This window comes from Isoptericola sp. NPDC056618 (assembly GCF_042792715.1).
GTDB lineage: Bacteria > Actinomycetota > Actinomycetes > Actinomycetales > Cellulomonadaceae > Isoptericola > Isoptericola nanjingensis.
Genome location: NZ_JBHTVZ010000001.1, coordinates 131710 through 143857 on the forward strand (window position 1 = coordinate 131710; position 12148 = coordinate 143857).

Annotated in this window: 14 protein-coding genes; 4 read left to right on the forward strand and 10 right to left on the reverse strand. The window is 74.5% G+C overall.

Going from position 1 to position 12148, the window contains the following annotated elements:
- Positions 1–2: 2 nt before the first annotated feature.
- From ACFQ8T_RS00585 to ACFQ8T_RS00625, 9 genes are all read right to left on the reverse strand, one after another.
- Complete coding sequence (locus ACFQ8T_RS00585) at positions 3–2405, reverse strand: ATP-binding cassette domain-containing protein (RefSeq protein ID WP_430544632.1); 2403 nt, start codon at positions 2403–2405, stop codon at positions 3–5.
- A gap of 52 nt (positions 2406–2457) precedes the next feature.
- A complete protein-coding gene (locus tag ACFQ8T_RS00590) occupies positions 2458–3036 on the reverse strand; it encodes an MOSC domain-containing protein (RefSeq protein ID WP_430544633.1) in 579 nt (192 codons plus the stop codon).
- Positions 3037–3063: 27 nt separating this feature from the next.
- Positions 3064–3498, reverse strand: a complete 435-nt coding sequence (locus ACFQ8T_RS00595; RefSeq protein WP_430544634.1) for a YdeI/OmpD-associated family protein — start codon at positions 3496–3498, stop codon at positions 3064–3066.
- Positions 3499–3571: 73 nt separating this feature from the next.
- Positions 3572–4036 (reverse strand): nitroreductase/quinone reductase family protein, encoded by a 465-nt coding sequence (locus tag ACFQ8T_RS00600; RefSeq protein ID WP_430544635.1) that lies wholly within the window; start codon positions 4034–4036, stop codon positions 3572–3574.
- A gap of 5 nt (positions 4037–4041) precedes the next feature.
- On the reverse strand, positions 4042–4452 hold the full coding sequence (locus ACFQ8T_RS00605) for a VOC family protein (protein WP_079574396.1): 411 nt from the start codon (positions 4450–4452) through the stop codon (positions 4042–4044).
- 14 nt (positions 4453–4466) lie between these two features.
- The gene (locus tag ACFQ8T_RS00610) at positions 4467–4913 is read right to left on the reverse strand and encodes a helix-turn-helix transcriptional regulator (protein WP_430544636.1); all 447 of its coding nucleotides are present in this window, start codon (positions 4911–4913) and stop codon (positions 4467–4469) included.
- A gap of 52 nt (positions 4914–4965) precedes the next feature.
- Positions 4966–5538 (reverse strand): GNAT family N-acetyltransferase, encoded by a 573-nt coding sequence (locus ACFQ8T_RS00615; RefSeq protein WP_430544637.1) that lies wholly within the window; start codon positions 5536–5538, stop codon positions 4966–4968.
- Positions 5539–5589: 51 nt separating this feature from the next.
- Positions 5590–7209: a multicopper oxidase family protein gene (locus tag ACFQ8T_RS00620; protein ID WP_430544638.1), complete on the reverse strand. Its 1620-nt coding sequence runs from the start codon at positions 7207–7209 to the stop codon at positions 5590–5592.
- Entirely contained in the window at positions 7206–7646 is a 441-nt protein-coding gene (locus tag ACFQ8T_RS00625) for a hypothetical protein (protein WP_430544639.1), read from the reverse strand. Before ACFQ8T_RS00625 ends, ACFQ8T_RS00620 begins: the two co-directional genes overlap by 4 nt.
- Before the next feature lie 139 nt (positions 7647–7785).
- Between ACFQ8T_RS00625 and ACFQ8T_RS00630 the strand changes: the two genes are divergently transcribed.
- The 3 genes from ACFQ8T_RS00630 to ACFQ8T_RS00640 all read left to right on the forward strand — a co-directional run bounded on the left by ACFQ8T_RS00630 (position 7786) and on the right by ACFQ8T_RS00640 (position 10414).
- The gene (locus tag ACFQ8T_RS00630; protein ID WP_430544640.1) at positions 7786–8988 is read left to right on the forward strand and encodes a sensor histidine kinase; all 1203 of its coding nucleotides are present in this window, start codon (positions 7786–7788) and stop codon (positions 8986–8988) included.
- A 125-nt stretch (positions 8989–9113) separates the two neighbouring features.
- Positions 9114–9770, forward strand: a complete 657-nt coding sequence (locus ACFQ8T_RS00635; RefSeq protein ID WP_430544641.1) for a response regulator — start codon at positions 9114–9116, stop codon at positions 9768–9770.
- A gap of 62 nt (positions 9771–9832) precedes the next feature.
- Complete coding sequence (locus ACFQ8T_RS00640; protein WP_430544642.1) at positions 9833–10414, forward strand: dihydrofolate reductase family protein; 582 nt, start codon at positions 9833–9835, stop codon at positions 10412–10414.
- Positions 10415–10421: 7 nt separating this feature from the next.
- On the opposite strand, the gene ACFQ8T_RS00645 is transcribed toward ACFQ8T_RS00640, so the two are convergent.
- Positions 10422–11075 carry a DNA-binding response regulator gene (locus tag ACFQ8T_RS00645; protein WP_430544643.1) on the reverse strand — a complete coding sequence of 218 codons (654 nt, stop codon included), beginning with the start codon at positions 11073–11075 and terminating at the stop codon, positions 10422–10424.
- 96 nt (positions 11076–11171) lie between these two features.
- Between ACFQ8T_RS00645 and ACFQ8T_RS00650 the strand changes: the two genes are divergently transcribed.
- On the forward strand, positions 11172–12128 hold the full coding sequence (locus tag ACFQ8T_RS00650) for an oxidoreductase (protein WP_430544644.1): 957 nt from the start codon (positions 11172–11174) through the stop codon (positions 12126–12128).
- Positions 12129–12148: the final 20 nt, after the last annotated feature.

A 12148-nucleotide genomic window follows, 5' to 3' on the forward strand; every position in this document is an offset into this window, starting at 1 on the left:
CATCAGGCGCCGACGTAGTCCGCGAGGTGCTCGCCGGTCACGGTGGAGCGGGCGGCCACGAGGTCGGCGGGCGTGCCCTCGAAGACGACCGTGCCGCCGTCGTGCCCGGCGCCCGGCCCGAGGTCGATGATCCAGTCGGCGTGCGCCATGACGGCCTGGTGGTGCTCGATGACGATCACCGTCTTGCCGGCGTCCACGAGCCGGTCCAGCAGGCCCAGCAGGTTCGCCACGTCGGCCAGGTGCAGACCGGTGGTGGGCTCGTCGAGGATGTACGTGCCGCCCTTCTCGCCCATGTGCATGGCGAGCTTGAGCCGCTGCCGCTCGCCGCCGGACAGGGTGTTGAGGGGCTGGCCGAGCTTCACGTAGCCGAGCCCGACGTCCTCCAGGTGGGCGAGGATCTTGTGCGCCGCCGGGATCTTCGCCTCGCCCTCGCGGAAGAAGGCGTGCGCCTGCGCGACCGACAGGTCGAAGATCTCGGCGATGTCCTTGCCCCCGAGCGTGTACTCCAGCACCGACGCCATGAACCGCCTGCCACCGCAGTCCTCGCACGGCGTCTCGACCGTCTCCATGAAGCCGAGCTCCGTGTAGATGCGGCCGTTGCCCTTGCAGGTGGGGCACGCGCCCTCGGAGTTCGCGCTGAACAGGGCCGGCTTCACGCCGTTCGCCTTCGCGAACGCCTTGCGGATCGGCTCCAGCAGCCCGGTGTAGGTGGCCGGGTTGGAGCGGCGCGAGCCCTTGATCGCGCCCTGGTCGACGACGACGACGCCCTCGCGACCGGCGAGGTTGCCGTGGATGAGGGAGCTCTTGCCGGAGCCCGCGACGCCCGTGACGACAGTGAGGACGCCGGTCGGGACGTCGACGTCGACGTCGCGCAGGTTGTTCTGGGAGGCGCCGCGGATCTCGAGCGCCCCGGACGGCTCCCGGACGGACTCCTTGACGGTGACGCGGTCGTCCAGGTGGCGGCCGGTGAGGGTGCCGCTCGCGCGCAGCCCCTCCAGCGTGCCCTCGAAGCAGATGGTCCCGCCGTCGGTCCCGGCGCCGGGGCCGAGATCGATCACGTGGTCGGCGATCGCGATCGCCTCCGGCTTGTGCTCGACGACGAGCACGGTGTTGCCCTTGTCCCGCAGCTCCAGGAGCAGGCCGTTCATCCGCTCGATGTCGTGCGGGTGCAGGCCGACGGTCGGCTCGTCGAAGACGTACGTGACGTCGGTGAGCGCGGACCCGAGGTGGCGGATCATCTTGGTGCGCTGCGCCTCGCCGCCCGACAGGGTGCCCGCCGGCCGCTCCAGCGACAGGTAGCCCAGCCCGATCTCGACGAACTTGTCGAACAGGTGCAGCAGGGCGCCGACCAGCGGCGCGACGCCGGGTTCGTCGATCCCGCGCGCCCACTCGGCGGCGTCGGTGATCTGCATCCGGCACACGTCCGCGATGCCGGCGCCGTTGACCTTCGCCGACCGGGCGGACTCGTTGAGCCGGGTGCCGTCGCACTGCGGGCAGGGCACGAACACCGCGGCCCGCTCCACGAACGCCCGGAGGTGCGGCTGCAGCGACTCGGGCGCCTTGCTGAACATCGACTCGCGCAGCTTGGGGATGAGGCCCTGGTAGGTCATGTTCATCCCGAGGGCCTTGACCTTGCCCTTCTCCCGGTAGAGGAAGTCGTGCCGCTCGGCCTCCGTGTAGTCGCGCACCGGCTTGTCGCCGTCGACGAACCCCGACTCCGAGAAGCCCTTCACCATCCAGCCGTCGGCCTTGTAGCCGGGCACGAGGATCGCGCCGTCGCGCAGGGACAGCGACTCGTCGACGATGACGGACAGGTCGAGGTCGGAGACCGTGCCACGGCCCTCGCACTCGGGGCACATGCCGCCCAGGTACACCTGGTTGCGCACGACCTTCTTCTCGACCTCGCCCCCGGCCTTGCCGGTGCTGAACACGCCGCTCGCCGTCGACGTCGGGATGTTGAACGAGAACGCCGTCGGCGGGCCGACGTACGGCTCGCCGACGCGGCTGAACAGGTTGCGCAGCATCGCGTTCGCGTCGGTGACGGTGCCGACCGTGGACCGCACGTTGGCGCCCATCCGCTCCTGGTCCACGAGGATCGCGGTGGTGATGCCCTCCAGGACGTCCACGTCCGGGCGCGGCAGCGACGGCATGAAGCCCTGCACGAACGTCGAGTACGTCTCGTCGATGAGGCGCCGCGACTCGGCGGCGATCGTCGCGAACACCAGCGAGCTCTTGCCCGAGCCCGACACCCCCGTGAACACGGAGAGGCGGCGCTTGGGGATCTCGACGTCCACGTCGCGCAGGTTGTTCTCGCGTGCGCCCTGCACGCGGATGACGTCGTGCGCGTCGGCGGCGTGCGACGACGTCGCGGCGGGGGACCCGGCGCGGGACTCGGTGGCGGTCACGGCGGTGCTCCTTCGATCGTGGTGGCGGGGACGCCGGTGGGGGCGGACAGGCTCACACGCGGGTGAGGGGCAGGTGGGGCGGCGCCGGCAGCTCGACCTCGACCGCGTCCCCGGGCCGGACCGAGCCGCCCCGCGAGACGATGCCCATGACCCCGGCGAGCCGCTCCACCTCGCCGTCGTCCCCGCGGCGCAGCAGCTGCTTGAGCAGTCCCGGCCGGAAGTCGTTGATCTGCTGGCAGGGGTTGCGCAGGCCGGTGACGGTCACGACGGCGTCGCCGATCGTCAGCCGGGTGCCCACCGGCAGCGCCAGCAGGTCGATCCCGCGGGTGGTGACGTTCTCCCCCAGGTCCCCCGGCGCCACGTCGTGGCCGGCGGCGCCGAGCCGGTCGAAGAGCTCGCCGTGGATGAGGTGCACCTGGCGCAGGTTCGGCTGCGACGGGTCCGCGGCGACCCTGCTGCGGTGCTGCACGGTGACCCCGGCGTGCGCGTCGCCCTCGACCCCCACACCCTCGACGAGGACCACCTCGTCGAGGGCCGGCTTGCTGAAGCCGTGGACGGCGCTCGCGTGCACCGCGACGACGCTCGCCGTCGTGCCGGACGGGGTGGGGGTCGACGGGTCCGCGACGGTCACCTGCGCTCCTTCGGTCGGTGCGGCGGCTCAGCCGCGCAGCTCGGCAAGAGCCTTGTCGATACGGCGGGCGCGTGTCGAGGCCTGCTTGGCCCCGTCGACGTCGAGCACGAGGCGGCGACGGCGGCCCGGCGGAAGGGCATCGTACGCCGTACGGGCGACGGGGTCGGCGTCGAGCGCGCGGGCGAGGTCGTCGGGCTCGACGACGACCCGCGGCTCGGTGTCGAGCACCAGCTCGACCTCCACCTCGGCGCCGACCTCGAGGCCCGCGGCCTCCCGGTTCGCCCGGCTCAGCCCCAGCAGGTGCCGGCCCCGCATGATCGCGACCCGGCTGCGCCACGTGTGGCCGTTCACGGTGATCGTCACCGGCGGCCGGGCGCCGCCGCCGAGGGCCTCGACGACCTCCGGCGGCACCTCGAGGCCCTTCATCGTCGAGGCCGGCTCGACGATCGCACGGAACCTCATGACCACTCCTTCGCTGCCGTCGGCGTGGACGGCGGTCGTCCGGGTGAGGCGCGGGAACCCGGGGACGCACACGTCAGGCGCCGTCCGGGACGAGGCGGACGACCGGGTACTGCCGGTCGCTCTTGCTCTGGTGCTTGTCGATGGTCGGCGCGGCCGCGGCGATCGCCGGCCACACCCGGGCGCGCTCGGCGTCGTCGAGCACGTGCGCCGTCACCGGCGTGGTGCCGGACCCGTGCAGCTCGACCGCGACCTGCTCCGGGTGCGCGACGAGGTTCGTGAACCAGCCGGGATGCCGGGTGCCGCCGCCCGACGCGACCACGAGCCGGCCGCCCGCGCCGTCGTCGAACCAGGCCAGCGGGTTCTCCCGCGCCTCGCCCGTGCGGCGGCCGACGGTGTGCAGCACCAGCAGGTCCATGCCCATCATCTGCCCGCCCTTGCGGCGGATCTTCTTCGCGGTGCTGGCGTTGGCCTGCCGCTGGATCCACAGGGACAGCCGTCCGGGCGTGCCCTTCGGGCGCTTCGTCGTCTGCTGGGTCACGACGCTCACCCGACCTGGTCGATGCGGACCATATTGCCCGCGGGGTCGCGGAAGGCGCAGTCGCGCACGCCCCACGGCTGCTCGGTGGGCTCGGAGACCACCTCGGCGTCGGCGGCCTGGAGCTTGGCGAAGACGCCGTCCAGGTCCTTCGTGCCGAGGATGATCGACTGGTAGCTGCCCTTGGCCATGAGCTCGCGGATGGTGCGGCGCTCGTCCTCGGTGACGCCGGGGTCGGCGGCGGGCGGGGTGAGGACGAGGCGGGTCTCGGGCTGCGCCGGCGAGACGAAGGTCAGCCAGCGCATGTCGCCCTGGCCGACGTCCTGGACCAGCTCGAAACCGAGCAGGTCACGGAAGAAGCCGAGGGAGGCCTCCGGGTCGGTGTGCGGGAGGAAGGTCGTGTGGATGGTGATGTCGATGTCGCTCATGGAATTCACGCTAGGTGGAGGTCCACGGCCGGCGCTTCTCGATTCCTGACCGGTCGGGTGGCCTGCTTCGTGACGCACGACGGCAGCTCCCCCGCCGCGGACGACCGGGCCCGCCGCGCGTACTCGCTGGGCGACATCCCCACCAGCTCCGTGAACCGGGTGCTGAACGTGCCGAGCGACGACGACCCCACCTCGAAGCACACCTCCGTGACGCTCAGGTCGCCCCGGCGCAGCAGCGTCATCGCCCGCTCGATGCGGCGCGTCATGAGGTAGCTGTACGGCGACTCCCCGAACGCGGCCTTGAACTGCCGGCTCAGGTGCCCCGCCGACATGTGCACGCCGCGGGCCAGGGCCTCCACGTCCAGCGGCTGCGCGAACTCCCGGTCCATCCGGTCGCGCACCCGCCGCAGCAGCGCGAGGTCACGCAGCCGGTCGGCGTCGTTGCTGGTCACGGTGCGATGCTTCCACGGCCCGCCGACGCCCGCGCGACGTCCACGGCGGGCGTCAGCCGGCCACCCGGGCGTGCACGTGCATGTCGTGCCAGCCGTCGAGGTGCCGCACGGACTGCCGCAGCACGCCCTCGGCCTCGAACCCCGCCTTCTCGGCGACGCGGCACGACGGCGCGTTGACCGTGGAGTGCACCAGCTCGAGGCGGTGGAAGCCGGCGTCGAACGCCCACGCGGCGGCGACGTCGAGCGCGGCCGGCGCCACCCCCCGGCCCCGCGCCGCCGGGGCCGTCCAGTACGCGACGACCCCCACGCCGTGCGGGTCGAACGTCTTGACGACCATGCGCCCGAGCACGACGGCGTCGTCGGCGGCGTCCGCCACCGCCCAGCTCGACTCGCGCCCGTCGGCCCAGCCCGCACGCCAGCCGTCGACCACCTCGCGCGCCTCGTCGTCCGACTCCAGGACGCGCACGTGCCACCGCTGGATCGCCTCGTCGGCGTACACCTCGCGCACCGCCGGGGCGTCCTCCGGGCGCCAGGGGCGCAGGCGCGCGCCCGCGGCGGGCACGTCGAGCACCGGCTGCTCGGGGTCGGTGAAGGGCGCGAACGTCACGGGCAGCAGGGTGGGCACCCGGCGATCCTGGCACCGTCGTCGTCGGGCGCGCCAGCCCGTTCGCGCAGGTCAGCCGTGCTGGTGCCCGACAGCGGACCGGCGCGGGCCGTACCCGTCACCCACCACGGGACCGGAGGCGTCGTGGCCGCCGTCGTGGCCGCCGTCGCGCCGCGACAGTGCCTCCGACGGCCCGGGCCGCGCGCCCGACCCCGGTTCGACGACGAGGAGCTGGCCCATCATCCCCTCGTCCTCGTGCAGCAGCATGTGGCAGTGGTACATGTACGGCAGCACGTCGTCCGTGTAGTCCTCGAACCGCATCAGCAGCCGGTAGGTGCGGCGCGGCTCCAGGTAGACGGTGTCCTTCGGGCCGGCGAGCCGGGGCGGCGGGGCCTCGCCGTCGATCGTGAGGACCCGGAACTGCACGTCGTGCACGTGGAAGCTGTGCGGCATCGGGATGGTGTTGCGCACCTCCCACACCTCGGTGCTGCCGACCGTCGCGACCTCGTCGATGCGGCCGGCGTCCATGCGCTCGCCGTTGATCGTGCGCTCGTCGAGGTCGAACGTGCGGGTCACGGTCGCGTCCTCCTCGTGCAGCGCGTCCTCGGCCGCGTGCCCCGAGCGCCCCCACGACGGCTCCGGCGACGGCGCGAGCTCGTCCGCCGCGCGCAGCTCCAGCACGTCGAACGCGTCGTTGCCGCCCATCGCGAACGGCGCCGCGACGCCACCCAGGTCGGCCTCGGACGAGTGCAGCCGCGTCGTCTCGCCCGGCCGCATCGCGACCACCACCTCCGCCCGCTCCCCCGGCGCGAGGCGCACGTGGTCCAGACGGACGGGCGCCTCCAGCAGCCCGCCGTCGGTGGCGACGAGGTCCATCCGCCGGTCGGCGAAGCCCAGGGCGTACGTGCGCGCCGTCGACCCGTTGAGCAGCCGCAGCCGCACCCGCTCGGTCGTGACGCGCTGGTACGCGCCGGCGACCCCGTTCGTCACGACCGTGCTGCCGAGCGTGCCCGGCTCGCCGCCGTCGTCCTTCAGCACGAGGCGGCCGTCGTCGCCGATCACCTTGTCCTGCACGACCACCGGGACGTCGTCGACGCCGTACTCCCGCGGCAGGTCGGCGGCGCGCGACGCGTCGTCGTCGAGCAGGAAGAGCCCCGCGAGGCCGCGGTAGACGTGCTTCTCGGTCTCGCCGTGCGGGTGCGGGTGGTACCAGAGGGTCGCGGCGGGCTGGTCGATCGTCCACGTCGGCCGCCACGTGGCACCCGGCTCGACCGCCTGGTGCGGTCCGCCGTCCATCGCCGCGGGCAGGTGCATCCCGTGCCAGTGCACGCTGGTGGTCTCGGGGAGGTCGTTGGTCACCTCGACGGCGACCTGCTCGCCCCGCTCCGCCCGCAGCGTCGGGCCGAGGTACGGGCCGTCGTAGCCCCACGTCGGGGTCCGGGTGCCGGGCAGCAGCTCGGTCGTGCCCTCCTGCGCGGTGAGGCGGAAGGTGCGCACGCCGTCCACCACCTCCGACTCCGCGAGCGGCGGGATCGGCAGCGCGCGGTCGAACCCCGGCTCGTCGACGGACGTCACCGAGCCGGGGATCGCGCCGCACCCGGCGGCCAGGAGCGGGACGACGGCGGCGAGCGCCGTCGCGCGCAGCACCGCGCGGCGCGTCGGTCGTCGTGCCGGTGTCGGGCGCGTCGTCATCGGGCGCCGCCGCGGGCCTTCTGGACGCCGAGCGCGACGAGGCCGGCGAGCGCGCCCCAGCCGGCGTCCATCGCGAGCGCCGGGAGCGCCGTCCAGGCGGCCGCGCCCTCGCCGCCCAGGCCGACGCCGCCGACCAGCGTCGAGACGAGCAGCCCGACGACGCCGGACGCGAGGCCCGTCATCGTCAGGGTGAGCACGGGTCGGGGCACACGCCCGAATCCGACGACGCCGATCCACACGACGGCGGTGAGCGCGACGACGGCCAGCGCCCGCGGCGCACCCGCACCGCCGATCCCGGTGAGCCCGGTGAGCGGCCAGAGCAGCGCCATCGACGCGAGCCCGGCGACGAGCGGCCAGGAGATGCCGGCGCGGGCGGGCGCCGGGGGCGGCGTCAGGGGCTGTGGAAGGGGCTGGGGAGAAGGCTGGTTCGAGGTCATGCCCCGACCCTCCCCGCCGAGGCCGGGGCGACACATCGGCCCGCGAGCGTCTCCTGCTGTCGCCCCGGGGCGACACCGACCCTGACCCGACCCCGACCTCCCGCCGCCGAACAGGCGGTTGGCGCCTAGCCTGACGGGCATGACCTCGTCCGCGACGGCGCCGCCGAGCCCGTGGGTGACCGACGTCGTCCTGGTGCTGGCGTCGACGCTCGTCGTCGCGGTCGTCATCGCAGCCGACCCGTCGGGCCAGGGCGACGCCGGTGCGGCGGCGTACCTGTTCGCGGCGGGGTTCGGCGCGCTGGTGCTGCTGCGCCGCGTCGCCCCGCGCACGATGCTCGTGCTCACGTTCCTCGGGGTGTGCGCCTACTACGCCCTCGGCTTCGCGCCGATCGGCATGGTGCTGCCCGCGGTCGCCGCCCTGTACGCGGCGGCGGAGCGGGGGCGCACCGGCTGGGCGGCGGGCACCGGCGCCGTGCTGGTCGCGGTCGCCACCTGGTTCCGCATGACCGGCGACGACGTCGACCCGAGCGTCGCGCTCACGGCCTACGACCTGGTCACCAACGTCGCGCTGACGGCGGCGGCGGTCGCCCTCGGCGTCGCCGTCCGGCTGGCGCGGGAGGCCCGTGAGCGCGCCGCCCTGGTCCGCGAGCTCACGGCGGAGCAGGAGGCGCACGCCGCGCAGGAGCGGCTCCAGGCCGAGCGGCTGCGGATCGCCCGCGACCTGCACGACACCGTCGGCCATCACCTGTCGGTCGTCGCGCTGCACGCCGGCGTCGCCGACGAGGCGGTCGGGCGGGACGACGACGCCGCGCACGACGCCCTCGCCCGGGTCCGGGAGGCGGCGTCGGGCACCCTCGACGAGCTGCGGGCCACGGTGAAGGTGCTGCGCGAGCCCGCGCCCGACGCCGCGCCTCGCGGCGCCCTCGGCCTGACCGGCCTCGACGGCCTCGTCGCGCCGGTGCGGGCGGCCGGCGTCGACGTCGAGGTGGTCGACGCCGTCGCGCCGGGCGCGCTGAGCGACGCGATCGACGCCGCCGCCTACCGCATCGCCCAGGAGGCGCTGACCAACGTGCTGCGGCACGCGGACGCCCGGCACGTGCGGGTCGAGGCGGCCGTCGACGACGGGCGGCTGCGCCTGAGCGTGACCGACGACGGCCGCGGGTCGGCCGCCGGCGTCGGGGCGGGCGCCGGCGTCGGGGCGGGCGCCGGCGTCGGGGCGGGCGCCGGCCTCGCGGGGATGCGCGAGCGCGCGAGCCTGCTGGGCGGCACGCTCACCGCGGGCGACGCGCCCGGCGGCGGGTTCGCCGTCGTCGCGGACCTCCCGGCGACGCTCCCCCGCTGAGGCAGGGCCCCCGTCGACGCGGCAGCCCGTGCTCGGCGCGGCACTTCGTCCTCGGCGCGGCAGCTCGAGCTGCCGCGCCGAGCGCGAACTGCCGACCCGACGGGCCGACCGGCCAGACTGGAGCCATGATCCGGGTGGTGCTGGTCGACGACCAGGAGCTGGTGCGCGCGGGGCTGCGGCCGCTGGCGGAGCTCGACGGCGACATCACGGTCGTCGGCGAGGCGGCCGACGGCCGCGCCGGCCTGGCGCGGGTGCGCGAGCTGCGGCCCGACGTCGTGCTGATGGACGTGCGGATGCCGGGCCTGGACGGCATCGAGGCGACGCGGGCGATCGTCGCGGACCCGGAGCTGCGCGCCGTCCGCGTGCTCGTCCTCACCACGTTCGACGAGGACGAGCACGTGGTCGAGGCCATCCGCGCGGGCGCGGCCGGCTACCTGCTCAAGGACGTGTCCCCCGGCGACCTGCGCGCCGCGATCCGCACCGTGGCCGCCGGCGACTCGCTGCTGTCCCCCGCCGTCACGGCCGCGGCGATGCGTGCCGTCGCCGACGCGCCGCGCCGGCTCGACGACGCCGCGGTCGCCGGCCTCACCGAGCGCGAGCGCGAGGTGCTCACCCTGGTGGGGCGCGGGCTCACCAACGACGAGATCGCCCGCGACCTGTACCTCAGCCCGGCCACCGCGCGCACCTACGTGAGCCGGCTGCTCACGCGGCTGGACGCCCGTGACCGTGCCGCGCTCGTCGTGCTCGCCTACGAGACGGGTCTGGTGCGCCCGGGCGGGTAGCGCGTCGAAGTCGTACAGTCATGTTCAAGAACTGAGGCGGCCCGCCGACCGAGGAGCTGACCATGGCCACGACCTACACGTTCGACGTCTTCTCCAGCCTGGACGGGTTCGGCGCCGCGCACGGCGACTGGACCGGCTACTGGGGCAAGCAGGGCCCCGAGCTGCTCGAGCACCGGCTCCACCTGTTCGACACCGAGCAGCGGATGGTCCTCGGCGCCACCACGTACCGGGCGTTCGTCCAGATGCTCGCCGCGGGCACCCCTGGCTCCGACGTGCACGACCCGTGGGTCACCCGCATGGTCCGCACCCCCGCGACCGTCGTGTCGAGCACCCTGCGCGAACCCCTCGACTGGCCGGGCGGCGCGACCGTCGCCGCCGGCGACGCGGTCGAGGTCGTCGGCCGGCTCAAGCAGGAGTCGCCCGTGCCGCTGCGGTCGCACGGCAGCCTGTCGCTGAACCGCGCGCTGATGGCCGCGGGCCTGGTCGACGAGCTGCGCGTGACGCTGTTCCCGGTGATCACCGGGCAGACCGGCGTCGACCCGCTGTTCCGCGGCGCCGCGGACTTCGACCTCGAGCTCGTGGAGACGCGCACGCTCGACGGCCGCACGCAGGAGCTCGTCTACGTGCCGACGCGGCACGCCTGACGACGGCTCAGACCAGGCCCAGCTCCCGCGCCCGCACGCCCGCCTGGAACCTCGACGTGGCGCCGAGCGCGGCCAGCAGCTCGGCGACGCGGCGGCGGTAGGTGCGCACCCCGAGGCCGAGGGACCGGGCCGCGGTCTCGTCCTTGACCCCCTGCCCGAGCAGGTCGAGCACCTGCGGCGCGAGCTGCCGGATCTCGGCGATCCGGGCGTCGTAGGCCGCGAGGTCGGTGGCCGACCTCCAGGCCACGTCGAACAGCGAGACCACGCCCTGCACCACCTCGGGCTGGGTGACGACGCTGTAGCTGCGTCGTCCGGCGCGCATGTCGCCCGCGAGGATCGCGAGCCGGCGGTCCAGGATGATCGTCTCGTTGATCTCGTCGGCGGTGATGCGGATCTGCGCGCCGTTGCGGTCGCGGATCGTCTCCAGCCGGCGGGCGGCCACGGGGTCGAGCAGCATCCCCGAGCGGTAGACCTTGCGGATGCGCGTCTCCGGGGTCCGGGCAGGGCACAACGGCGAGGGCGCCGCGGCGTGCGCCTCCTGCCAGGTGAACAGGTCGTTGGCCGCACAAGCGACGTCGGTCGCGCTCGCGAACAGGTGCGCCGTCCGCGCGAGGAGCTCCTCCTCGCCGCGCACGACCGTCACGGCTTCACCGGTCTGCATGGCATCGATTCTGCTCCCCCTGCCAGGAAGCTGCGGCGCCTGGCAACAAGCTGCCATCCCGGCGGGGGCCGGTCGACGGCGGCGCAGGCTGGCGACATGACGACGAACACCGCTCCCCTCGCGACCCCTCCGACCGCTCCGGCCGCCGCAGCCGCCGGCACCTGGCAGCTCGGCGACCGCACCGTGAACCGGCTCGGCTTCGGCGCGATGCGGACCACCGGCATGCCGTGGGACGAGGTGCCCCGGGACCGCCGCGAGGCGATCTCCGTGCTGCGCCGCGCCGTCGAGCTCGGGGTGAACCACATCGACACCGCGGCCTTCTACTTCGTCCCCCGGCGCTCCGCGAACGAGCTGATCAGCACGGCCCTCCAGCCCTACGCCGACGACCTCGTGATCACCACCAAGGTGGGCCCCAGCCGTCCCCGCGACGGCGTCTTCGAGTTCGAGCCGTACGCACGGCCCGACCAGCTCCGGGGGCAGGTCGAGGAGAACATCCGGCAGCTCGGCCTGGACCAGCTGGACGTCGTCAACCTGCGCTGGGGCACCGGCCTGGGCGCCGCCGACGGGTCGGTCGCCGAGCATGTGGGCGCGCTGACCGAGCTGCGCGACGCCGGGCTCCTGCGCCACGTCGGGCTGTCCAACGTCTCGGTGGCACAGCTCGAGGAGGCGCGGGCCGTGGTCCCGGTCGTCTGCGTGCAGAACCGCTACGGCCTCACCGACCGCTCCGACGACGGGCTGCTCGCGCGGTGCGGCGAGCTCGGCATCGCGTTCGTGCCGTTCTTCTCCATGGGTGCCGCGGTCCCCGGGGCCGTGCCGGGCAGCAACACCCCGGACGAGACGGGGGCGGAGGCGGTAGCCGCCGTCGCCGCGGGTCACGGCGTGACGCCGGCCCAGGTACGGCTGGCGTGGACCCTGCACCGCGGGCCGCACGTGCTCGCCATCCCCGGCACGGGCGACGTCACGCACCTGGAGCAGAACGTCGCCGCCGCGGCGATCCGGCTGACCGACGACGACCGCGCCGTCCTCGATGCGATCGCCCCGGCAGCCGCCTGACCCCCACCCGTGACTGCCGA